The 21552-nt window shown below is 60.2% G+C and carries 38 protein-coding genes and 1 tRNA gene; 27 read left to right on the forward strand and 12 right to left on the reverse strand.

Annotated elements, in window-relative coordinates; translation table 11 throughout:
- The first annotated feature begins 24 nt into the window (after positions 1-24).
- The 6 genes from VOI29_RS03010 to VOI29_RS03035 all read left to right on the forward strand — a co-directional run bounded on the left by VOI29_RS03010 (position 25) and on the right by VOI29_RS03035 (position 2552).
- Positions 25-276 (forward strand): hypothetical protein, encoded by a 252-nt coding sequence (locus tag VOI29_RS03010; protein ID WP_323775960.1) that lies wholly within the window; start codon positions 25-27, stop codon positions 274-276.
- Positions 277-355: 79 nt separating this feature from the next.
- Positions 356-670, forward strand: a complete 315-nt coding sequence (locus VOI29_RS03015) for a hypothetical protein (RefSeq protein ID WP_323775961.1) — start codon at positions 356-358, stop codon at positions 668-670.
- Complete coding sequence (locus tag VOI29_RS03020) at positions 667-789, forward strand: hypothetical protein (RefSeq protein WP_323775962.1); 123 nt, start codon at positions 667-669, stop codon at positions 787-789. Before VOI29_RS03015 ends, VOI29_RS03020 begins: the two co-directional genes overlap by 4 nt.
- 285 nt (positions 790-1074) lie before the next feature.
- Entirely contained in the window at positions 1075-1443 is a 369-nt protein-coding gene (locus VOI29_RS03025; RefSeq protein WP_323775963.1) for a hypothetical protein, read from the forward strand.
- A 231-nt stretch (positions 1444-1674) separates the two neighbouring features.
- Positions 1675-2229, forward strand: coding sequence for an N-acetylmuramoyl-L-alanine amidase (locus tag VOI29_RS03030; RefSeq protein ID WP_323775964.1), 555 nt, complete (start codon positions 1675-1677; stop codon positions 2227-2229).
- Positions 2229-2552: a hypothetical protein gene (locus VOI29_RS03035; RefSeq protein ID WP_323775965.1), complete on the forward strand. Its 324-nt coding sequence runs from the start codon at positions 2229-2231 to the stop codon at positions 2550-2552. The genes VOI29_RS03030 and VOI29_RS03035 overlap by 1 nt, the downstream gene beginning before the upstream one ends.
- 189 nt (positions 2553-2741) lie before the next feature.
- Here VOI29_RS03035 and VOI29_RS03040 read toward each other — a convergent pair whose 3' ends face one another.
- From VOI29_RS03040 to VOI29_RS03070, 7 genes are read right to left on the reverse strand one after another with little or no spacing between them, the layout of a single operon-like run.
- Entirely contained in the window at positions 2742-3005 is a 264-nt protein-coding gene (locus tag VOI29_RS03040; RefSeq protein WP_323775966.1) for a hypothetical protein, read from the reverse strand.
- 12 nt (positions 3006-3017) lie between these two features.
- Positions 3018-3200: a hypothetical protein gene (locus VOI29_RS03045; RefSeq protein WP_323775967.1), complete on the reverse strand. Its 183-nt coding sequence runs from the start codon at positions 3198-3200 to the stop codon at positions 3018-3020.
- A 25-nt stretch (positions 3201-3225) separates the two neighbouring features.
- Positions 3226-3471, reverse strand: coding sequence for a hypothetical protein (locus VOI29_RS03050; RefSeq protein ID WP_323775968.1), 246 nt, complete (start codon positions 3469-3471; stop codon positions 3226-3228).
- An 18-nt stretch (positions 3472-3489) separates the two neighbouring features.
- Positions 3490-3774, reverse strand: coding sequence for a hypothetical protein (locus VOI29_RS03055; RefSeq protein ID WP_323775969.1), 285 nt, complete (start codon positions 3772-3774; stop codon positions 3490-3492).
- Between the two features lie 17 nt (positions 3775-3791).
- Positions 3792-4052 carry a hypothetical protein gene (locus tag VOI29_RS03060; protein ID WP_323775970.1) on the reverse strand — a complete coding sequence of 87 codons (261 nt, stop codon included), beginning with the start codon at positions 4050-4052 and terminating at the stop codon, positions 3792-3794.
- A 23-nt stretch (positions 4053-4075) separates the two neighbouring features.
- Positions 4076-4333: a hypothetical protein gene (locus VOI29_RS03065; RefSeq protein WP_323775971.1), complete on the reverse strand. Its 258-nt coding sequence runs from the start codon at positions 4331-4333 to the stop codon at positions 4076-4078.
- Positions 4334-4357: 24 nt separating this feature from the next.
- Positions 4358-4669 carry a hypothetical protein gene (locus VOI29_RS03070; RefSeq protein WP_323775972.1) on the reverse strand — a complete coding sequence of 104 codons (312 nt, stop codon included), beginning with the start codon at positions 4667-4669 and terminating at the stop codon, positions 4358-4360.
- An 88-nt stretch (positions 4670-4757) separates the two neighbouring features.
- On the opposite strand from VOI29_RS03070, the gene VOI29_RS03075 reads away from it, so the two are divergent.
- From VOI29_RS03075 to VOI29_RS03170, 20 genes are all read left to right on the forward strand, one after another.
- Entirely contained in the window at positions 4758-5423 is a 666-nt protein-coding gene (locus VOI29_RS03075) for a recombinase family protein (protein ID WP_323775973.1), read from the forward strand.
- A gap of 20 nt (positions 5424-5443) precedes the next feature.
- A complete protein-coding gene (locus tag VOI29_RS03080; protein WP_323775974.1) occupies positions 5444-5863 on the forward strand; it encodes a hypothetical protein in 420 nt (139 codons plus the stop codon).
- An 11-nt stretch (positions 5864-5874) separates the two neighbouring features.
- Entirely contained in the window at positions 5875-6453 is a 579-nt protein-coding gene (locus tag VOI29_RS03085; protein ID WP_323775975.1) for a hypothetical protein, read from the forward strand.
- A 42-nt stretch (positions 6454-6495) separates the two neighbouring features.
- Entirely contained in the window at positions 6496-6687 is a 192-nt protein-coding gene (locus VOI29_RS03090; RefSeq protein ID WP_323775976.1) for a hypothetical protein, read from the forward strand.
- A 14-nt stretch (positions 6688-6701) separates the two neighbouring features.
- Entirely contained in the window at positions 6702-6926 is a 225-nt protein-coding gene (locus VOI29_RS03095) for a hypothetical protein (RefSeq protein WP_323775977.1), read from the forward strand.
- Positions 6927-6935: 9 nt separating this feature from the next.
- Positions 6936-7541 carry a hypothetical protein gene (locus tag VOI29_RS03100; RefSeq protein WP_323775978.1) on the forward strand — a complete coding sequence of 202 codons (606 nt, stop codon included), beginning with the start codon at positions 6936-6938 and terminating at the stop codon, positions 7539-7541.
- A 16-nt stretch (positions 7542-7557) separates the two neighbouring features.
- Positions 7558-7947 (forward strand): hypothetical protein, encoded by a 390-nt coding sequence (locus tag VOI29_RS03105; protein WP_323775979.1) that lies wholly within the window; start codon positions 7558-7560, stop codon positions 7945-7947.
- A 360-nt stretch (positions 7948-8307) separates the two neighbouring features.
- Complete coding sequence (locus VOI29_RS24550) at positions 8308-8721, forward strand: DUF2513 domain-containing protein (protein ID WP_416361474.1); 414 nt, start codon at positions 8308-8310, stop codon at positions 8719-8721.
- A 578-nt stretch (positions 8722-9299) separates the two neighbouring features.
- A complete protein-coding gene (locus tag VOI29_RS03115) occupies positions 9300-9842 on the forward strand; it encodes a hypothetical protein (RefSeq protein WP_323775981.1) in 543 nt (180 codons plus the stop codon).
- A gap of 68 nt (positions 9843-9910) precedes the next feature.
- On the forward strand, positions 9911-10360 hold the full coding sequence (locus VOI29_RS03120; protein WP_323775982.1) for a hypothetical protein: 450 nt from the start codon (positions 9911-9913) through the stop codon (positions 10358-10360).
- Positions 10361-10559: 199 nt separating this feature from the next.
- Complete coding sequence (locus tag VOI29_RS03125) at positions 10560-10733, forward strand: hypothetical protein (protein WP_323775983.1); 174 nt, start codon at positions 10560-10562, stop codon at positions 10731-10733.
- Positions 10730-10924, forward strand: a complete 195-nt coding sequence (locus VOI29_RS03130) for a hypothetical protein (protein WP_323775984.1) — start codon at positions 10730-10732, stop codon at positions 10922-10924. Before VOI29_RS03125 ends, VOI29_RS03130 begins: the two co-directional genes overlap by 4 nt.
- A 14-nt stretch (positions 10925-10938) precedes the next feature.
- Positions 10939-11511, forward strand: a complete 573-nt coding sequence (locus VOI29_RS03135; protein ID WP_323775985.1) for a hypothetical protein — start codon at positions 10939-10941, stop codon at positions 11509-11511.
- 49 nt (positions 11512-11560) lie between these two features.
- Entirely contained in the window at positions 11561-11833 is a 273-nt protein-coding gene (locus VOI29_RS03140) for an ASCH domain-containing protein (RefSeq protein WP_323775986.1), read from the forward strand.
- A gap of 25 nt (positions 11834-11858) precedes the next feature.
- The gene (locus VOI29_RS03145; protein WP_323775987.1) at positions 11859-12635 is read left to right on the forward strand and encodes a phage Gp37/Gp68 family protein; all 777 of its coding nucleotides are present in this window, start codon (positions 11859-11861) and stop codon (positions 12633-12635) included.
- Positions 12636-12648: 13 nt separating this feature from the next.
- Complete coding sequence (locus tag VOI29_RS03150) at positions 12649-12879, forward strand: hypothetical protein (protein WP_323775988.1); 231 nt, start codon at positions 12649-12651, stop codon at positions 12877-12879.
- 72 nt (positions 12880-12951) lie between these two features.
- Positions 12952-13392 (forward strand): hypothetical protein, encoded by a 441-nt coding sequence (locus VOI29_RS03155; RefSeq protein ID WP_323775989.1) that lies wholly within the window; start codon positions 12952-12954, stop codon positions 13390-13392.
- A gap of 5 nt (positions 13393-13397) precedes the next feature.
- On the forward strand, positions 13398-14327 hold the full coding sequence (locus tag VOI29_RS03160; protein ID WP_323775990.1) for a phosphohydrolase: 930 nt from the start codon (positions 13398-13400) through the stop codon (positions 14325-14327).
- Positions 14328-14388: 61 nt separating this feature from the next.
- Complete coding sequence (locus VOI29_RS03165) at positions 14389-14592, forward strand: helix-turn-helix domain-containing protein (RefSeq protein ID WP_323775991.1); 204 nt, start codon at positions 14389-14391, stop codon at positions 14590-14592.
- Entirely contained in the window at positions 14589-14867 is a 279-nt protein-coding gene (locus VOI29_RS03170; protein ID WP_323775992.1) for a hypothetical protein, read from the forward strand. Before VOI29_RS03165 ends, VOI29_RS03170 begins: the two co-directional genes overlap by 4 nt.
- 32 nt (positions 14868-14899) lie before the next feature.
- Here VOI29_RS03170 and VOI29_RS03175 read toward each other — a convergent pair.
- The 3 genes from VOI29_RS03175 to VOI29_RS03185 all read right to left on the reverse strand — a co-directional run bounded on the left by VOI29_RS03175 (position 14900) and on the right by VOI29_RS03185 (position 18577).
- Positions 14900-14986, reverse strand: a tRNA-Leu gene (locus VOI29_RS03175).
- Between the two features lie 172 nt (positions 14987-15158).
- Entirely contained in the window at positions 15159-16763 is a 1605-nt protein-coding gene (locus VOI29_RS03180; protein ID WP_323775993.1) for a caspase family protein, read from the reverse strand.
- 209 nt (positions 16764-16972) lie between these two features.
- Entirely contained in the window at positions 16973-18577 is a 1605-nt protein-coding gene (locus VOI29_RS03185) for a peptidoglycan-binding domain-containing protein (protein ID WP_323775994.1), read from the reverse strand.
- A gap of 127 nt (positions 18578-18704) precedes the next feature.
- Between VOI29_RS03185 and lipB the strand changes: the two genes are divergently transcribed.
- Positions 18705-19355, forward strand: a complete 651-nt coding sequence (lipB, locus tag VOI29_RS03190; protein WP_323775995.1) for a lipoyl(octanoyl) transferase LipB — start codon at positions 18705-18707, stop codon at positions 19353-19355.
- On the opposite strand, the gene VOI29_RS03195 is transcribed toward lipB, so the two are convergent.
- Positions 19352-21037 (reverse strand): alpha/beta hydrolase, encoded by a 1686-nt coding sequence (locus VOI29_RS03195; protein WP_323775996.1) that lies wholly within the window; start codon positions 21035-21037, stop codon positions 19352-19354. The genes lipB and VOI29_RS03195 overlap by 4 nt on opposite strands.
- 355 nt (positions 21038-21392) lie before the next feature.
- Positions 21393-21552: HIT family protein (locus VOI29_RS03200; protein WP_323775997.1), on the reverse strand; the 160-nt coding region annotated here is incomplete at its 5' end.

Consider the following 21552-nt stretch of genomic DNA (forward strand, 5'->3'; position numbering starts at 1 on the left):
CAATCTAGCAAATAGGAGACAACAATGCTGGACCCCACCCAAATCGCGAAAATGGATGACGAAAAACGCGCAGAGGCAGAGACGAAACTTGCCTCTATTCACAAACGCTTCCCTGCATCCAAGCCGTTGTTTGAGCTGATGACGAAGATCGGCGAAATGCCTGATACGGCTGACGTCGGCATGGTCGACCTTAAGCAGCAGAAGGCCATGACGCTGCGCAGCCTGGCGATGGCGCACAATCAGCTGCTGGTGCTGCTGAAGCTGGCGCAGGAATAGCGATCAGTTTCGATACGCCATCGAGCAGTTAACCGGCAGATGATAGCCAGGAGGTAGTGCGGTGAGCCAAGGGCCAAGCTTGTTTACCGAGATATTCAACGAACGCGGCGCATTGCTCGCGATCTTTGGCGCCATGGGTGGCGCAGTCCGATCGGCCGCGCTGAAAACCACCTGGCGCGAAGGTCTCCGGGTGATATTTATCGGGTCCGCCACCAGCTTCGGCGTGGGCGTTCTGGCGCCATATCTTCTGAAGCCGTGGATTGGTGACCTACCTGAAGGAATGGCTGGGGCTCTGGGCACACTCTGTGCGGCGGCGTTTCTAGTTGGTCTACTTTCAGTCACGATCATCGAACGGATGATTGAACAGGGGCCTAACTCGGAGGGCCGGGAATGACCCGGCCCAAGGTGCTACGCCGCCAGAAGAAAGACCCATGCGCCGACTTCTGGCACACTCTGCGCATTGGCCTGGCCATATTCGTACTATTAATTTTGATCCTCCCCAAGATCATCTGACCAGCAGTAGATTTGCGGCTGGTGCAAGCGCTGCCAAACGTGGTTCTTCCCCTAATGGACAGCAGGCCACTGACGAACTGCACGATAAGCTATCTTTGACTCGGGCAGTCCTTCTTGCGGCTCTGGACGCGTTTTTTGCTGGGGAAGCAAGCAATTGTTAAAATCAACATAAAACCTACCTTTATGAGTTTTATGCATTTTTATGTTTGAGCCGACTTCCAATTGATCTAAAACGCGCCAACATGTACAGCGTATCTTTATTTTGCAATGCAAAGAGGCTTTGTAATGAAGCAACTCAACCTTTTTACTTTGCTTTTAGCTGTAATGGTTTTGCCAGGCGTGACTCTCAAAGAACAAGAGCCGCCGCCGCGCTTGGTTTGGAACCCCCCTGCGAGATATGACCACGAGTACGCGGGCGCATTGACTATCGTTCGAGTTCCGCAAAAGCAAGTGGTTACACTTTGCAGACAGCTGTTTAAAGGAAACCGTTCCGATCTTGTAGTGACCAACACGCAGAAGGGCTGCGCTTGGCGCTATGAGGGAGAATGCACCGTAATCACCATTGATCGAGTGTATCAAAATATCCAACCTAAAGATGTGATCCGGCATGAGACCGGACACTGCAACGGTTGGCCTAGCGACCACCCGGACTAAGGCAGTCAGCTTTGCTGAGTATTTCTCTGGCGCGGGATAAGTCCTGCGACCCGTCGTTTTGCGTGCAATTATAGACCGGTTATCTTCTGTTTGGTCATAGCCTGTGTGCCGATATGTTGCGCCTACCCGCCATGGCGCCGCCGCCGCGTAATGCGCCACGACTGAATAAACGACACTCCCCAACTGCCCCGGCCCCGCGCCGGGGCTTTCTTTTTGCAAGGAGACCATCGCATGAAACTTGCCATCGTCGTCGGGCACAATGCCCGCGCCCAGGGCGCAGTGCGCCCCGATACCGGCGAGACTGAGTTTCGCTGGAACAGCCACCTAGCCCAGCTGATCGAGGAGGAGGCGCGCCTGTTCCCGCGCATCACTGTCGAGACCTTTTTCCGCACGCCCGCTGGCACATACCGGGCCGAGATTGAACGGGTGTACCGCGCGACGGATGACTGGGGTGCCGATGCCACCTGCGAGCTGCATTTCAACAGCCATACCAGCCGTGCCGCGACCGGAACTGAGGTTCTGTCCTCCGGCTCCGAGGCTTCTCTGCGGTTTTCCATCGCGCTGCAGGATCGCATGCTGGCGGCACTGAAGCTGAAGGACAGGGGCGTAAAGGTGCGGCGTAGCGGGCGCGGCTCCGAGAGCCTGATCTCTGGGCGGGCGCCGGCCGTCCTGATCGAGCCCTTCTTTGGATCTTCTCCCAAGGGCCAGCAAGCGACCGACGAGGCACACGAAAAGCGCGCCCTTGCCCGTGCGGCGCTGCTGGCAGCGCAGGACGCCTTCCTGTGATGGCGCGTCTGTCCTGGGCCTTGGGCGGCGCTGCCGTGCTGGCGCTTGCCGCATGGCTTACCTGGTCGCATGGCCACCGCACTGGCGAGGCCGCGGCGATCGAGCGCGCGCGGGTGGAAAAAGAAACGCGTCAGGCGGAGCTGTTCCGCCTGGCCGACCGTCTGTCGGAGCAATCCGCCGAGTTGGAGAGGTATCGCAATGCGCAAATTGCTGCGTCTCAGGAGCTGGAAGAGGCCGCCCGTGCGGATCCTAACAATGCTCGCCCTGGCATCGGCCCTGCAGGGCTGTCGCGCCTGGAGCGGCGCTGGCGGTCTGCGCCTTGAACCGCTGCCGCCTGCGGTTGAGGCCCCCTGCCCGCACCCCTCCGTCCTTTTAAGCCGCGGCGGGACCGTCGCGGATGATGAGATCAGCTTGGGGCGCGTCGGCGATGCCCTGATCCGCTGCGGACAAGAGAAAGCCGTTGCAGTCGATATCTACAACGGCGTGAGGCAGGCGCTGGGGAAGTAGGCCGGTCAGCTGGATTCAGGTTCAGTCAGGCGCTGGAGGTATCGGGCGGCGACGTCTAGCGCAATGTTGGCTGTAGTGCCAAGGTCCACCCCATAGTCGCTTTCGTCATGCCCAAAAAGAATGCCCCATTTGCGGGTGCCGACGACGGGCTTGTAAAGCCGGACGCTTCCGACAGAAGCGAACCGGTGCGGCAGCTTCGGATCGAAGGTCACCGCACCGTTTATAACGGCGCGGATGACAACCCGGTCTATTTTGTTGATCATCGCCATGCAGCCTCCGGGTCAGCTGGACTTCGTTGCGAGAACGTCGGTTATGCTCTGCGCGACGACTTCTAGTGCTACGCCTGCGATGATCGCTGCGCGGGAAACGTCGACGCCATCGCTCACGTCCGCCGTTCTCAGCGTGATCGCTTCGAGAACGTCAGATATGATGTGGTCATAGAGTTGCTTTTCTTTCTCGGTCATCGATGTCTCCGGGCGGTTTCTGGATTCAGTCGTGGATCAGACTGGTTTTGTCTGTCCCGTGTTCGGTGAACATGCCGTTGTGAGCGTCAGCGATTTCCATCGCTTCCCGGTTTGGCAGGTTGCAGGCAATGATCAAATCGGCGCCCGGGCAGATCACGTTGGACCGGCTCTTGTCCATGTCTGCGGGCCGGTGCGCCTGCCAGGGGTAGTGGCTGGGGCACGGAACGTCTGGTTCGGGTTCCCATCGTTTCAGGGGCTTGTTCATGTCCATGTCAGTCTCCCGGCGGTTTTAGGACAGGGTGGCGCGGGCCTCGCGGCGCGCGTTGTCGAGTTCCAGGAGCGCATCGGCCTGGCCGTCCGCGATCATCTGGTCATAGGCGGCTTGGGACCGGCCTGCACACACGACGTCATAGGCGCTTTCGAGCTTCCGGATCATGGCTGCGAGCTTGTCCCGCTCTGCGGCCAACTCTCTCATTATGTCGGCGGCGCGCCTGTTGCTCACGGTGCTATACCCGGCTTCATACGCACGGGCGCAACGCTCGATGTGCAGCGTGTCCAAGGTCGGTTCGGCCATCGGTTCCTCCTGGCGGGTTAGATGGACAGCTCGCGGCCAGCCGCGATGGCCAGCCGCTTGAGCATTTCGACAGGCACCGTCACGACGACTGTCGCTTCGTTGCCGGGGTGCGGGCTGGCGGCGATCAGAGCATTTGCCGCCAATTCGACCTGATGCAGCCGGTCAAGTTCTTTCGCCGCCCTTGGCGGTATCTCGGCCCTTGCATCCCATGCGACCGACTTGGCGACCGCGTCCTCGCTGCCGCAGGATGGGCAGCAGTATGTTCCGTCATGTGGCATGTGGCCTCCGAGGATTGTTAGATTCAGACTGACGCGGTGATTGCCAGCAGGCCAAGCCAGCCGCCGAAGATCACCACCAGAAGGCCATACCAGCCAAGCGCTGCCCACATGGCCCACGCGAGCGGCGACACCTCTGCGGCAAGTCGCGGCTCAAGGAACCAGCAGAGCGCGGCTGCAAGCCACGCCAAAGTTGCCGGGATGCCCGCCAGCGCCCACGCCCATCCGTTCGGGGTGCTGTTCTCGAGCCAGTGAAAGTTCGTCATTCCGTCGCCGTTCGACATGGCGCGTTCCTCCGGTGGGGGATTTTAGGATTCAGGATAGGCGATGGCGGCGCACTCCTTCAGCGCGGCGGTAACTTCTTCGAGCATCCGCCCCTGTTCGTCGCCATAGCGAGATATCGGGTTCAGGCTGAGAGCCAAATAGACGCCCTTTTCTTCGATAGTTTTGGCGGCAGCGCGCCTGCTGTCTTGTGTCCAAGCACTTCTGCAGTCTTCCAATGCTTCCATAGCTTCTCTGTGCGCGTTTCTTGCTTTTTCAATCGCATTGGCGTTCGCGTGAGCTTCTGAAGCGGTGGCTAAAGCTAAAACTGTCGCAGTAACAAATCTCTGAAAGTTCACAGTGGCACCTATTCTCCTTCGGTAATAAGTTGATCGGTACTGGTGTCCATTCGTATTGTCCAGATATATAGTCCAAATTGATTGTTTGATGCTCGCGCGAGGTAGTAAGAAAGTGGCGTCCGAATCCGATAACCAGCCGACACGCAAGATCGGATACGCTCGCGTTTCCACTTCTGACCAGAACCCGGATATGCAGATCCAGGCACTGCTGAACTACGGCGTTCCGCGCGAGCTGATCTTTGTGGATCGGGCCAGCGGTGGCGCCATGAAGCGGCCACAGTTCATTAAGGCGCTGAGGTATGCGCAGCATGAGGGGACGGAGCTGGTGGTCTGGAAGCTGGACCGGTTGGGGCGCACCCTGGGCGGAGTTCTCGACACCCTCAAGCTGCTGTCAGATCGCGGCGTGACATTCGTCAGCCTGACAGAGCGGATCGACACCACAGGCCCTATGGGCAAGGCGATGATCCACCTACTCGCCGTGTTTGCCGAGCTGGAGCGCGACTTGATCGTGGAACGCACCAAGGCCGGGATCGAGCGTGCGAAAGAGCGCGGCGACGTGGGTGGCCGGCCAAAGGCGATGACGCCGGAGCGCGTGGCCAGGGCAGAGGATATGCTTGCCGCTGGCGAGCGCGGGAATACGGTGTGGAAGGCGATGAAGGAACTCGAGGGCCCGCCGATCAGCCGTGCGGCATACTACGCCTGGCAGAAGGAATGGGACGCGGGGCACCGTTTCCCTGATATTGTTGGTGAGTGATCTGAAGAAAGGAGTTTTGAGTGAAGAGGAAATTGACTGTCACCTGTGACAGATGCGCAAACATTAAAGTTTTACGGCGGTTAGAGCTGGACGGGCTGATAGAAATTCACGCGATTGCGATAGAGGGCATGGAGGACAATAGGAAGGTGTCCCAAAAGCACTTGCCTACAGCCGTTGTCGACAGCCCCTTTGCGAAAATCGGGAGTGCGGTGATCGCGTCGGACGAAAACCTCTATTTCCCTATTTCTAAGGCGATGACCCGCGACAATCATGGGGACGCGCTTCATCTGGAGGGGCACCTCAGAGATGGACGGGATGTTTTCGTAACAGATGATAACGACTTTCTTTCGCGGCGTGACGAACTTGAAGCCGAGTTCGGTGTAACCATTAAAACAGCAGACGAGTTGGCCCAGATGTTTGGCTCGGAAGAATCCAGCTAAGGAGTTTTGGAGTGCCTTTAGAGCGGGAGATAGCAGCCCTGGAAGCAACCGGTGAACAGCTCGTGTTAGATTGCAGCAAGGAGTTGGATCAACTGGAGCGATACGCCAACATAGGTCTCGCTATCGCTGAAATGCGCTTTATTGTAGACCGCTTGGACGCAATGGGCCCTTGGCCCGCAGGGGAAATTGGCATCGAAGTTGTGAACGAGATCACAGTTCTCCAAACCGCTCTGTCAGTAGTTTATGGTCGATTGTTCGTAAATGGTGTCATCAAGCTTGATCACAATGATATTCCGCCAGAGCTAAGGTCCTATCACGATAAAATAATAGCCCTTAGGCACGAGCGTTTTGCGCATCATGGCGGGCATGAGTCTGTCGAGATCGGTTTAGAGTTTGAGTTCGACGGGGCAGTACTGACTGTATTCCAGAGAGCAAACATGAAATTTGTGATGGGTAAGCTTGAAGGAATTGATGATTTATTAAGTTGGCTTTCAGCCCACATGCGCGAGCGATCAGCAAAGGTCTTAATGAGAATGTCTGATAAGTCTGGCGTGGATTGGCAGCTGGCCCTGCCGCCAGGAACCATTTGAGCGTACAAGTTTAATCTAAGCGTCCAAATAAGGAGCGAGACGATGCTTGAAGCGATTGGAGTTGCAGCGATTGCAGTGGTGGTGGCGCTGGTAGTTTTCTACGCCGCGCTGCGGGCGATGGATCACTGGCGCTGGTGGGCGGATGCTGGCCTTGCCGCATTCATACCGATGTTTGCTGTTGCGGTCCCTCTGGCGATCAGCGCCGCTGGCATCGTCGTTTGGCTGGTGTCTTAAAAAGGAGCTGGGGCATGTTGAAGCAGATAATTATTCGATGGTGGACCGGCGTTGAAGATGTAAAGCGAATGGAAGCGATGCGAGGCTGGAGAATAGGCCCAGTGATTATGAAACATCACTGGAGCGCAAGCTTCGCCCGGAGGGCCGCTGGCTTTGCTTCCAGGGAATGGAAGTGGATTTTGGGATTTTTGATGACAGCAATCGGCCTGTTGATCGCATATCTCGGGGTGTCCAATTAAGGAGCTGGAATGTCGGGAAACGCGTATGTGCAAGCTAAAGAGATTGCGCACGAGACGTTCTCGCGCTTGGCGGAGCTGCGAGCCAATCAGCAAGATCTTAAAAGGGCAGGATCTCGCTTGAAGATGTGTGCGTCGGTTGTCGACCCAGAGGTGCAGCACGCGCTATTCGAAGCCGCTGCAATAGCTTACAGAAGGTGTTTCACTACTGGCGTTCGTCAACCGCTGCAGGTTTCAGACGTCGAGGCTCTCGGTGAATCTGAGAGTTCGCTCCATTTGTATTTTCACAATGTGGCAAGCAAGTTCGTTGCCCACTCGGTAAACCCCTTTGAGGATTACAAGTGCGGTGCGGCCTTTCTTGACGACGGCAGTATTGTCGTGGCTAACCTCACGGCTCGACTTGTCAGTTTCAGTAGAGACGAAGTCGAAGCGGTGATTATCCTAATCGATCAGATCAATGAGCAAGTGGTCGTTCCAAGGTGCAAAGAGCTTGAAGCCTTGGCGCATTCCATCGCGGCTGAACTGACACAGGAAGAAAGGGACGCGCTACCGGCTCTCCGCATATACGGTAGGGGGCCCGAAAGTGCCGGGCAATCACGGTTAAAATCGAAGTCCTAAAAAGGAGTGTATATAAATGGATTTAAAGGATTTCATCGTGTCAGCCATCTCGGATATATCGGGTGCGATAACCGAGGCAGATGAAATTGTAAAAAGTGCCGGAGGCCTGGTTAACCCCGGGGGACACGATGTCAAGGTTGCGGGGCAAGGTCGTTCGCTTCCTGCCAACGCAGAAAGCTTCGTTGCTCCGAGAACGACGTTGAACTTCGATATCGCTGTTAGTGCAGAGAGTTCCAAAAGTGGTGGGGCTTCGGCGAAGGCAAAAATCCTCGTTGTTGAAGCATCTCTCGGTGGTGATGCCGAGGCGCGCAACTCTACTGTTTCACGCCTGACCTTCAGCTTAGATGTTGTGCTGCCTCATGACAGAAACCAGGCGGATAGGCTGGGAAAGGTGAAATCCAAGTAAGGAGAGCCGGGCATCATGCGTGTAATAAGGTGGCTGCTGTTCGAACTGGTGTTCCCCCTTTCGCTGGTTGCGGGCATGCAGTTTGCCTTTGTTGTAGGGGCCACATTGGTGATTGGCTGGCCGACGATCTTGGGGATTGCGCTAGAGCTCGATGGTTGGCTGATAGTTTGGATGCATTTGGCGTGGGTGATTGGCGGCTCCCTGTATCTTAAGTTTCGGAAGTCCAGATAAGGAGCAAGGGCGTGAGCGTTAGGGAAAGCATACCAGTTGAGCGACCATGCGGGAAATGCGGCGAGGTATTCACGCCTGCGGTTTTGACGTGGCCGGACCCAAAGCGGGATATGTGCGAGACATGCGGCGATGCGCTCATTCGGAGCATGTTCGTCAAACCGGAAAAGTCTGAATAGGAGAATTTTATTGAAGCGAGACAACGATTTGATACGCAGTCTGCTCCTCGAAATCGAGGCCCACGATGATGCGATTTTTTTGTGCGTTCTGACCGACGGGAGTCCCGACGATGAGCGCAGGAGTTACTATCATCTCAAGCTTCTTGTGGACGCGGGTATGCTTGAGGAAAGAGGAAAATTTGGTGGCTCCTTCAGGATGACGAATTATGGTCACGACTTCATTGAGGCTATTCGCAGCGAAAGCATTTGGAACGATGTAAAAGGGGTGGTTGCGACTGTTGGTGGGGCGACCCTTGGGATCATGGCTGACATTGCCAAGACTTGCATTACCGCTGAGATAAACAAGCATCTCGGCGTTGGTTCCTAGGTCCATCCAGTATAGGGGCCGTTCCCCTTCCACGCGCCGCGTGGCGGGGTTCGAGCGGGGGCGGGGCCGCAGTTCCCTGTCCCGGCGAATACAGAAAAGGAGAGCTTCCTATGCCTCGAATGATCCTTGCCGCCCTAGCCGTTTTCGTTGGGGCGTGTGACGTGCAAATCAGCCCGAGGACACAGCCATTACCCAGTTTTCCGGAGGCTCAATATACGGCCAATACTTTCTGGTATTCCAATGATCGAACGGTTCCTAAAAAAAGGATGTTGCGGGCTGCCGCAAAGGCCTGTCAGGTTCCGAAGGGTTCTGTGGAAAGATTGCTGATCTGGCAAGAACCTTACGGTTTGCACGGCAGCTGGTGGCTGGATTTTGCGTGTCCTTCCCGAACAACAGGCTGATCCATCAAAGGAGTGCGACCCGCGAAGCTGGTCAAACAAGCACTAGTTACCTGCGGGCCGCTGCCCCCCCCCGTAGGTTAAGGGGCACGTTGATGGTAGGGCGATTTGATCGCCTTTTACGGGGAATTATTTCAGATGCCGGTCAGATCCTGATCGCACCCAGAAAAGGAGCAAGGCATGCCCGAGCATAGAAACGGCGGATGGATTCAGACCGCCACAGGCAAAGCGTTCTGGCCGATCGATCCGCGGCCCGAGGATATCTGCATCGAGGACGTGGCGCATGCGCTGTCAAACCTCTGCCGGTTCACCGGGCACTGCAAGGATTTCTATTCGGTCGCGCAGCATAGCGTTCTGGTATCCCGCGCCCTGCCCACCCCTCTGAAGCTCTGGGGTCTGCTGCATGACGCCTCGGAGGCGTACCTGATCGACGTGCCGCGCCCGATCAAGCCACACCTTGCCGGGTACGAGGAGGCAGAGGCTCGCGTAATGGATGCCGTGGTGCATGCATTTGGCCTGGCGCCCGCAACCATCCCGCCCGAGGTGAAACGCGTGGACGCCGCGATCCTGGCCGACGAAGCCGCGCAAATCATGCTGCGGCCGCCGATGGATTGGAACCTGACCGAGCCCGCGCTGGGCATCCGCATCGACCCATGGTCGCCGCCTGCCGCTCGCCGGGCATTCCTGGAGGAGTTCGAGGCGCTGACAGCCCTTGCGGCGTAGGCGCTGTGAGCCGATTGATTGAGGCGAATTCATCCCGTAAACGGGTTCCATTGACAATGGAGATTGCCATGAAGAAGTTTGTCCTTATCGCTGCCATGTCTGCTGCTGCTGTTTCATCCCCTGCGCTGGGCGAGGAAGTCAGCGACGAGGCGTTGGCCGAATGCCAGGCGCGCCACTCCGAGTTTTCGACCGTCAAGAAGTGCTTGGCTCCGACCCACATAGCCCTTGAGCTTTTGTCAGCAGTGCAGACTGAGGATCTCTACGGTTCTGCCGGTGCCGACCTTGTTCGCATCTGCCGCGAGCAGGAGGAGCCGTCCGTTTCGGTCTGGTCTTGCGCAAGGCATCAGCTCAGGGAGGCCGATCAGCTGCTAGACATGGTTGGAGACCCGTCAAGGGTATCTGATCCTGCATTCGCGCCTTTGGCCCGCCCGGAGGCCTATGCTGCCGTCCGAAAGCGTGAGGAGGACATGCGCCAGCAGTTCAGCCGCGATCTGGCTGGCGGAACGTATTTCCCCTGATCTGACCTACACCACCACTCACATCAACCCCGGCCCTGGCGCCGGGGTTTTTCTTTGGCGCCTAAGCGCGCCTACGCGCCGCGCCGTTACACGGGCCATTGTCGGGGCATGCCCGGATGCCGATCCGGGCTGGTCCGCCCGGCGCTTTTCCCTCCTCCCCATGGGCGCTGGGCGGGCCTTCTGTTTCAGGAGACCGTCTATGCCAGAAGAAGAAATCCAGAGTGACCGCAAGCCCGGTGCGGGAGAGGCCAAGCGGCCGCTGCCGTCCGTCTACGAAATTGCCGAAATCATAGCGGCTCATGCCGGGAGCCATGCCCTGCTGTTTGAAGACGCCGCGCAAGAGATCCTTGACCGGCTCGAGGAAGACACATGATCCCTCCCCGCGTTGAGGCCATCCTGGACGCGTTTCGGGGCTGCACCAACGTGCCGGAGGTAAACGCCTGCGCCCGCGACCACGCCGAGGAGGTCGCCGCCCTCAATGCCGACCCGGAGACGCGAGTTTTCGCGTTCCAGATCCGAAACATGGCCGCCTACCGGCGGCTGGTGCTTATCCATCATAAATAATCGAAAGGGCAGATATGACCTGCATCGTAGGAATAGCGGACGGGCGCAACGTCTGGATGGGCGGTGATGCCGCGGGCTCGAGCGGGCACCGCATCGATGTGCGATCCCACCCCAAGGTGTTCCGCCTGCGCAAACACGGCCAGGATGATATCCTGATCGGCTACACCTCGAGCTTTCGCATGGGGCAAGCCCTGCAATACGGCTGGGACTTCCCTGACCTTCCCTCCCCGCGCGCTGATCTGATGCAGTGGATGTGTACCGATTTCATCGACTCCGTGCGTGAGCGCCTCGGCGCTGCGGGTTTCAAGAAAACCGACAACGGCGAAGAGCGCGGCGGCATGTTCATGGTCGGCCTGCGCGGCCGGCTGTTCACCATCGACAGCGACTTTCAGGTCGGCGAGGTGGTGGACGGGTACAACGCGATCGGCTGCGGCGACGACCTGGCGCGGGGCTCTCTGTTCAGCACCGGGCATGGCGGCGGGGAATTCAAGCCGACCGAGCGTGTGGAGTGTGCCCTGGCCGCTGCAACGCACTGGAGCGCCTGGGTTCGGCCGCCGTTCACCGTCGAGATCCTGAAGGGGGAATAAATGTTGCCGCGCACCCCTAAAGAGTAACCTAACAAATTCCGGAGGCCAAATGCGCACCCTGTATCTGCCCATGAAAGGCATCTACTTCGACCAGATCAAAAGCGGCGAAAAGGTCTCGGAATTCCGGGAGGTAAAGCCGATCTGGGAAAAACGTCTTGAGGGCCGCGAATACGATCAGATCGTATTGACCCGCGGTTACCCGAAGAAAGGCGACCCGGAACGCACGCTGGTGCGCCCCTGGCGCGGCTGCAAGCGCACTTGGATCAACCACCCCCATTTCGGGCCGCAGGACGTCGAAGTCTATGCGATCCGCGTCAACTGAATCCAACAAATGCCGGGAGACACACATGGCCGAGAACAGCGGCATCGAATGGACTACCCACACGTTCAATCCGTGGATCGGCTGCACCCGCGTCAGCGCGGCCTGTGACAACTGCTATGCGGAGGCATGGGACAACCGCTTTGGCGGCGAGCGCTGGGGGCCGCACGCACCGCGCACCAGGACAAAGACATGGGGAAACCCGGTCAAATGGAACCGGCAGGCCGAGGGCGTGCCGGAGCGGCCGCGCGTGTTCGTGGCCTCCTTGGCTGACGTTTTCGACAACCACAAGAGCATCGAGGCGGCATGGCGGCGCGAGCTGTGGTCGCTGATCCGGCAGTGCCAGAACCTCGACTTTCTGCTGCTGACCAAGCGCCCGCAGAACATCGGGCGGTTTCTGCCTGACGACTGGCGCGACGGGTATTCGAACGTATGGCTGGGTACGACGGTCGAGAACCAGACCGAAGCCGACCGGCGCATTCCGAAGCTGGTCGAGATCCCGGCGCGTGTGCATTTCCTGTCATGCGAGCCGCTGCAGGGGCCGGTCAACCTGCGCCCTTCAATGGGCTGGCTTGGCGGCGACGCCGTAAATTGGGTGATCGCGGGCGGCGAAAGTGGCCCGCGGTATCGACCTGCAGATCCGCAGTGGTTCCGGCATCTGCGCGACCAGTGCGCGGCCGCTGATGTGCCGTTCCTGTTCAAGCAATGGGAGGGCCGGAGCCAGAGCGAAATAAAGGCCAAAGGCCGGGAGCTGGATGGCGTCGTACATGACGGCTATCCGGTCTCGCTCGCAAATTTCCAGTAACCCAGGAGGCACCATGAAAGACCCGAAGCCGATCAACTTGACCACAACCGACCAAGTGCGCGCGCAGGGGTGGGTTGCCGAAGCCCGCGATGCGGACGGTCACCTTGTATCCACCCAGGCCTGGCTGGACGTCTGCAGCACGAATGAAAACCTGAAAATGCTAGGCGAGTTTATAGCGGAATACGAGACAGACCGTACCGTCTCCGTGTTCCACGATCTGATCACCGCCAAGCTCGCCGCCTAAGCGCGCCTAAGCGCCCTGCCCCACCTCCTGCAACGTCACTGCAATGCAGTGAACCCAAAGCAGGAGGAAACTATGCCAGCCATAATCCCTAAGCCATTCGAGGTTGGAGCCGGAAAGTCCGGATTCAGCATCTCGGTGGCAGACACGAGGTCCGGGCAGTGCGTCCGTATCGGTTTGTCCGAGGCCGCCCAAAAGCGTTTCTTCGGCGGCGCTCTGGATCCTGACAAAGACGCCCTGAAGCTCACGCTCTACGACGATCAAGGCAAAACCCACCTCATGGACGTTGAGTTGGCGGACGCCTCTGATCCGGCCGGCTTTCGCCTGTTCGGAGGCGCCCGGGGAAGCGTTGCGATCAAGCTGGCACCATGGACCGCACTGGCACCCGGCAAGCGCCCCAGCACCGAGCTTGCTGTTGTGTCCGAGCGCCGCCCCGGTGGCGGCCAGCTGAAGCTGCCCGAGTGGGCCCGTCCGGCCGCCCGCAAGATCGGGCAAGGCAAGCCTTTGATGGAGTGACCCCAATGAGAAGAACAGTCTGTATTTATCATGCGTCATGCGCAGATGGCTTCACCGCTGCATGGGCGGTTCGCAGCGCGCTGGGCGCCGATGTCGAATTCTATGCCGGCACCTACGGCGCGCCGCCGCCGGACGTGACTGGCGCGGACGTGGTCCTGGTGGACTTCAGCTACAAACGCCCCGTGCTGGAGCGGATGGCGGCTGACGCGCGCTCTGTACTGGTGCTGGACCACCACAAGACCGCGCAGGAGGATCTGGCAGGCTTTCCGCTCCCTGAGTGTGAGAGCCTCGGCTCTGAAACGTGGACTGCCCACTTGGCGGCAGTGAATGCTGGAACGGCTGGCAGAAACATTGGCGTGCCTTCTGTGATCTTTGACATGGAGCGCAGCGGTGCCCAGCTGGCCTGGGATTTTTTCCACCCGGGCGAGACGCGACCCGTGCTGGTGGACTATGTGGCCGACCGGGACCTGTGGCGGTTCGATCTCGTATTTTCGCGGGAGATTGCCGCCTGGCTGTTCTCGCATGAGTACGATTTTGGCCTGTGGCACACCTGCGCCAGCATGCTGGACGACGCGCGCCTGTTCAAATCCGCCGTCGAGCGCGGCGCGGCGATCGAGCGCAAGCACCACAAAGATATCGCGGAGCTGATCCGGATCTGCCAGCGCCCGATGGTGATCGGAAACTGCACGGTGCCGGTGGCGAACCTGCCCCGCACGATGGCCTCGGACGCCGCGCACCTGATGGCGCAGGAGGAGGTCTTTGCCGCTTGCTACTTCGACCGCGCCGATGGCCTGCGCGTGTTCAGCCTGCGCTCGGCAAGGGGGGGCATGGACGTGTCCGAGATCGCGGCGCAGTACGGCGGTGGCGGCCACAAGCACGCCGCGGGCTTCCAGATGCCGATCGGCTGGGAAGGCGACCGACCGGCGCGCGCCTAAGCGCGCCTAAGCGCCTCGGGCGCACCGGGTGAAGGTGCGCCTGACATTCATGGAGAGTTTCATGCATTCCAAATCTGAACAGGCGCCTGTGAAGCCGATTTATGTCCGCGTGCGGGACGTGCAGGAGGTATTCGGCCTCTCCAAGCGGACAGTTTACCGCCTGAGTGATGAGGGCCGTATCAAGATCCGAAAGTTCGGCAGCATGTCGCTGCTGAAGGTCGAGGAAATGGAGGCCTTGATCGAGGGGCAGGAGCCGCAGCAGTGACTCGGCCCCGCGTGACCATTCAGGCCTATACCGGCCACCCGTGGGATGGCCTGACCGTCAATGTGATCGACTACGACGAGGGACGCGCGGCTACCAGCCTCGGCACCTTCCTGCGCGTGGGCGACCGATTCGAGCATTGCGCCCTGCCCCGCGCCTGGTTCCCGGCTGGCGATCTTCCGGCCGCGGGAGTTGCAATGTCCCGGGACCGTGGTTCAGACCACAAAAAACCATTGGGGGACACAGTGGGGGACAGGGAAAGGCCGTTTCTGCTCTAACCCTTATTTTTCTTGGTGTTAGGAGAAAGTTTTGGTGCGGTCGAGAAGACTCGAACTTCCACTCCGGTTAAGGAACAGCGACCTCAACGCTGCGCGTCTACCAATTCCGCCACGACCGCACTGTCTTAGGCTTGGTGTCGAGGCGTATAGACCAGCCCGGATGCGATGTGAAGCTGAAAATTATCTTTTTTGAACAGAATGCGCGCCCCCGCGGGCCACCCCGCTTAAGCGCCGGAAAACAGCCGGGTATCCCGGCAGTCTCCGGTTTCAAAAGGCTCCCTGGAAACAGTCTCAGTTGCCCTGGGCCGCCAACTGGCGCCGCAGCACCATTTCGCCCGACATCTGGTCGTAATAGGCCGGGAACTGATCGTGGTTCACGGTGGCTGCCAGATCCTGAACATCCCGGCGCACCTGCTTGGCCAGCTGGTGCAGCGTCATGCCCGGCTGGTTCAGGCGCGTCAGCAGCGCGCGGGTGAACACCGAATTCGGATTGGCATCATTGTCCGACAGCCGGTCCAGGGCAGTTTGGCCTGTGCCGGCGGAATACAGGATAAAGGCGCCCTCCGGCGGCTCCATCCGCACCAAACCGCGGGTGCCGCCGACCGACCGCTGGCCGTCCCTGGGGAAGGGATTGTTGCGGCATGCGTCCAGGATCATGATGGTTGAGCGCGCACCCTTGCGCTGGAAAGTGCCAAGCACCCGGTCGGCGGCAATGCTTTCCCCGGTCAGGAAGCTTTCATCGCCGAAATTTACCATCGGCACATCGGAGGGCAGCAGATAATTGCGCCCGTCGACCTCAACCCCGTGGCCCGCGAAGTAGAACAGGACTTCATCCCCCGGCTTGATCTGGTTGGCAAAGGTCGAGACCGCGCTGTTGATGTCGCGGCGCCCCGCGTCATAGAGCGTGGTCACCTCAAAGCCGAGCGCCCCGAGCGTATCGCTGACCGCCAGGGCATCGTTGCGCGCCTTTTGCAAGGCGGCGAGGTTCTGGTAGCCGTCGACGCCGATCACCAACGCGCGGCGGCTGATCAGCGGTGCGGCAATATCGTTCTGCTGCAACAGGACCGGTGTTGCCGCGGTGCCGCTGCCCTGAACTACCGCGCTGTTCTGGATCGGCGCCTGTCCCTGCGCGGCCGCCATCACCTGCCCCTGCTGCACGAACTGGCTCTGTTGCTGCAGCTGGTCTTGAGGCACAAATTGGCCCGGCACCTGCGATTGCGGCACGAATTGCCCTTGCTGGCCCTGCAACTGGGGCTGCTGCGGAATGCCGTATGCCTGGGTGGTGGCCGCAAACCCCATCTGCTGCTGGCCGTATTGCTGCTGTGCACTCTGCCCGTATTGCTGCGGCACACCATAGGTGCCGGTGCTGCTCCCGGCCATGACGGCCTGTGGCAGGCCATAGGGCTGCTGAGGCTGCGGCTGCGGCGACAGCCGCTCGGCCAGGTAGATCTTCAGCAGCCCGCGCGGCCCGTCGGGATGCGCCATCGCCTGCTGGCTGGCGAGATAGCCGCTGGCTTGCGCCCGTTGGAAGGAACTGAGCAGCAGGTCTTTCTCGAAATCGTTCAGCTGCCCTGTGACCGGATAGCCCAGGTAAGCCTGATAGGCGGAAACCGCCTCGCGTGTTTTACGGCCCAGCTGCCCGTCGACCGCACCCGCAGGGAAACTGAAGTAGTTCAGCGATTCCTGAATCTGGCGGCCTTCCTGAGTGGACGGCAGCCGGGAACGCCGGGGCGCCTTGGTTCCCGAGCGCCGCTGGTTCTTGGACAGGGCGCCGCCGATGATGCCGCCGATGATGGCACCGGCAGCAAAGTCGCCCGCATCGGCAGAAACACGTTCGGCCGGCGTCAGTGCCAGCGCAGAACAGATAATGAATGTGGAAAGCAGCTTGAACCGCATAAACACCCCCCTAAGACAACGCACTTTTTAATTGCACAAGTTGCATTCAAGGCCGCAGGGTGTCAAAGGTTGAAATCCAGCATTTAAAGTAAAAACCCGGCCACAAACGGCAGAAAGCCGCGGGGTTTCGGGGGCACCGGAACTCAGCATAAAAAAATGACCGGCAGTTCTGCCGGCCATTTACAGCATACAGCTGAAAAGATCAGCGATCAGTCAGAGGAGAACGACGGCAATGCCGCAGCGCCGGAGGCCTGCACCGGCTGAACCCGGCCGCCGGCCAGCTTGGCCGAGGCTGTCTTGATCAGCTCTGCCCGCTCGGGCTGCCCAGGGGCAAAGACAGGTGCAGCGCCGCCCTCCAGCGAAATCACGGCCATGCCGTACCAATCCTGCGCCCTTTCTGCGGTGACCGGCGCGCCAAAGCCCAACGCCAGATGGTGGCCGATCAGCTCGGCATAGGGGCGCTGGCCGGCACCGGTCAGAATCAGCGCGGCACCCAGCGCCACCTCCATGTCATCACGGCGGTAACCGGAGAACAGACAAATCCCGGCGGTATTGGCCAGCTGTTCCAGCGACATACCGGACTGCAGCACGAACTTCTGCACATCACCCATTACTTCGCCGCTGCCCGCAGTTCCGAGCTTGGCCAGGAATGGCTGCACAGCCGGGCCGAACGCATCGCATTGGGTGTCGATCTGCGCTTGCGAAACAGCCTGAACCTTGCCGGCTTGGGTCTCGCCCGCGTTGATGGCATAGGTGCGAGCGAGGCAGAACTGCTCGCCCAGCGCCAGTTCCGGGTCAGTCATGCTTGCCGCTGTCATAAAGCCGCCGTTCGAGCTGGTCAGCAGGCTTACCTTACTGCAATAGCTGGTAAGCGAGGCACTTGGCGCCGGCTGGTCAAACAGGGTGATGCCGCCCAGCGAGGCGCTTTCCTGGCCGGCAAAGGCTGTCACCGTGCTGCGGTTCTGCTGGGCGGCCTGAACCGGGGCATCGCTGCCCGTATCCGCCATGCGGCAGGTGCCCTGATGGCAGGCAAAGCTGGCGGGTGTCACGCCGCGCGCCAGGAAGTCATTGCGCTGATAGCCCTGCGGCGTGGAGGCAAAGACCATCACCGAGCAATTCGACGCGCCGCACCAGAAGGAACTGCCGGACACCGACGTATCGAGCACATAGTCGTTGCGGCCATCGCCATTCAGATCCGCCAGCTGCATGAAGCCGGTGCGCTGCAACAGCTGCTCTCCGCTCGGTTCGGAGCTGGCGGCGATCTCATCCACCGCCTGGCTGACTTCGGAGGGCAACCCGCCGTAGCCGCCGTAACTGCTCCCTGCTGTTCTGACACCCGCGGCCTCATCCCGCCAGGCATGCAGCAATCCGCGCACCCCGTTGGGGCCTTGCATCGCTTTGATGACCGGCGGGCCACCGATTTGCGCACGGCTGTAGGAACTGACCAGGAAATTGCGTTCATACGGGGCCAGGTAGCCCGTGGCCGGATAGCCCATGTGGACCTGATACTGGGAAATGGCGGCGCGGGACCGCCTGCCCAGCACCCCATCCGGCGTGCCGGAGTGGAAGCCGAAATAATTCAGTGCCACCTGGGTTTCACGGTTCTGCGCCCGGGTGGCAGAGCTTGCCGGAGCGCGGTGGTAGGTGGTGGCACGGCGCTGGCGCTGTTTATTTTTGTGAACTTCATTGACGATAACCCCGCCAATCACCCCTCCGACAATTGCGGCGCCCAAATCGCTCGCAGTCGCAGGGCTGGTGACCGATGTCGCCAGAAACGCGGCGGTCAATGCCGGCTTAAGCGGCTTGGAAAGCATGATACTCGCCCCCTATGGATACTAACAATGGAATCAGGATACTCCACAGTCAGGGCTGCTACCTAGGAATTTTACGATCACTTTACTGGCGGGGCCGAAGGGATGACGGAAAAGGACAGCAAGAGCCATGGTTGAATGGATCGCATCGGACGGCCTTGTTGAATATGATCAAGCAGTTGCCTTCATGGAAGAGCGCGCGGCGGCGATCGCCGCGGGCACTGCGGAAGAATGCATCTGGTTGGTCGAACATCCGCCGCTTTACACCGCCGGCACCTCGGCCAAGCGCGAAGACCTGACTGACCCGGACCGTTTCCCGGTCTATGACAGCAAACGCGGCGGCCAATATACTTATCACGGGCCGGGCCAGCGGGTGGTTTATGTGATGCTGAACGTGGGCCAGCGCGGCCACGACGTGCGCCGGTTCGTGCAGCAGCTGGAAAGCTGGGTAATCGCCGCGTTGGATGAGTTCAACATCAAGGGCCATATCCGCGACGGCCGTGTCGGCGTCTGGGTCGAACGCCCGGACAAGCCGCAGACCGCAACCGGCGGCACGGCCGAGGACAAGATCGCCGCCATCGGCATCCGCCTGCGCAAATGGGTCAGCTTCCACGGCATCTCGATCAATGTGGAGCCGGAGTTGGAGCATTTCACCGGCATCGTGCCCTGCGGCATTACCGAATACGGGGTGACCAGCCTGGTCGATCTGGGATTGCCCGTCACCATGGCGGATGTAGACGTCGCCCTGAAGCGCAGCTTTGAGCACGTTTTTGGCGGCTAGGCCTTGCCTTGTGCCGCCGAAGCGCAGTCCTGCAGCGCCGTCAGCACCAGTTCCGGAAAGGTGTAAAACAGCAGCGCTCCCGCTTCCTGACTGACGCAAAGCTGAGCGTTCTGCTGACTGCCGAAGATATCGCGGATACCGGACAGCGGCGCGACGCGGTCCTCGCCGCCATGCACAAAAACCGCCCGCGTGTGCCGTGTCAGCGCTATCTTCCGGCTCCCCTGCCGCATCATCTGCACATCCGCCAGGAATCCGGCGCCGCCCTGCTGCCGGAACAGCAGCTGGCTTTGCTTCAGCAGCGGCAGCAGGTCCATCTGATCCAGCATCACCTTTTCGCGGCTGTTGCGCGCAGTCTGGGCCGTCAGCAGCGCCTTATGCCCGTACCAGTGCTGAGCGCCTGACCAGGCTTTCATCAACCAGGGCAGCATCCAGCGGGCACGGGTGGCGGCAAAGGCCACCAGCCAGGCATAGCCGCTGAGCCCGGAAAACTGCTGCGGCGTGGCAATCGAACAATTTGAGGCCACCGCCACCAGCCCGGCGATCCGGCTGTGCAGCCGGTTGGCCGCCGCGCAGCCGTACAATGCGCCGCCCCGGTGGCTGAGCAATACCGGCCGCTGCAGGTTTTTGCGTGTGATCAGTGCATCCAGCTGCTGAACAAAGGCATCCGCCGGATCCAGCCCGCGCGGCAGCGGCACCGAGCCGCCATAGCCCGCACGCATCGGCGCATAGACCCGGAACCCCAGGGTTCTAAGCTGCGGCTGCAGACGCTGCAGCGGCGCGATCCCGTCCAGCATCCCGTGCACATAGATCACCGGCTGTCCGGTTTCGGCGCCGAACCGGAAAAACTGACTGCGCCGCCCGCTTCTGTCCTCAACCTCTTCCGAAGGTGGCAGCAGCTCGCCCCGGGCAATTTTCAAATCCCGTATATGTTCGTTGAACAGGAAGGCGGCCAGCCGGATCAGCTCAGCCGTTCCCGGCGCTCCTGCCCTGGCTGCAATCTGTTCCAGTTCTGCCTCCACCTGGCCGCCGGTGCCGTTCATCACTGCCTTCAGCGGGTCGATTTCGGACCTCTGCAGTCCGAAGGCCGCGGCCACTGGTCCTGCGGCCTCTTCGCTCCATTCGCAGTCCAGCCGTTCCGCCATGACGGCTGCGACAGGCCTGCCTGCCCCATCCAGCCGGACAGGGCGGCACAGAAACCGCTCCCCCGGGCGGCAAGTGCCGAGAAGCAGAACCTCCTGCCAGAAAAACTCCCCCTCGCGCACCTGCTCCATAAGAATACGCCACCGGTCTGCAGCGGCCTGTGTCAGCCCCATGGCCGCAGGAAGATCTCCGCCGCTGGCTAGCTGCCGGGCGGCGGGTTGCGACGCATTCAACAGGCGCCCCCCGGGTCCGGCGCTGGCCAGCAGCCAGAACCGGGGGCAATCGCCTGAACATTCACCGGGATCCGGCCGCCCTGCACGCTCCCACTGCTGTTCCTGGATCTGCATTGCGCGCGAGAAATGCGCCCTGAGCACGGGCACGGCCCTGGGCCGCCCAACCGCCCCCCAGCGGCCAAGGCCGTCCCCGCCGCCCGGCGGACCAGCGGAAAACCGGTCGAATTGCTCTGGCCGGATAATCGTTTCGTAAATGGCAGCAACAACCTGGTCCTGCGACAAGGCCTGCGCACGGTACAAGAGAGTCACACCGCTCCCTCCAATAATGCTTTTCGCGTCAATGCGGCGGCACGCCTTGCAAGCATACGTTCAGGCACGGGCGCGTTTGCCCGCTTGTTTCAGACAGTCAGCCTGTCAACTGAAAATTACCGGCTGATGCCGCCCTAAACCGGGCTGGCATACCGTGCCAGACCACCCAATTCTTGGGTTCCTATACGCTTAGGCGCGAGCGCCTTCTTTGACCTACAACCAATTTGCGAAACAGCTATGGTCAAATTCAACTAAAGATCAACATTTATTTCGAATGCACGAATTCGCATTGAAACCGCCCCGGTTATTCAGGCGGCGGTTTCAATACAGCAATGGTCCGCCTGAATGGCCGGCCTCAGCCTGCGGCAAGTGCAGCGCGGATCTGTTCCGCCTGCGCCTGGATCAGCGCCTGATCCCCCATCGTTCCCGGCGGGCGCAGCCGGTCGCCCTCCTTGCGCGGCAGCACATGCATATGCAGGTGAAAGACTTCCTGCCCGCCCGCAGCTTCGTTGAAC

The sequence above is a fragment of the Leisingera sp. genome, from assembly GCF_034669605.1.
Taxonomy (GTDB): domain Bacteria; phylum Pseudomonadota; class Alphaproteobacteria; order Rhodobacterales; family Rhodobacteraceae; genus Leisingera.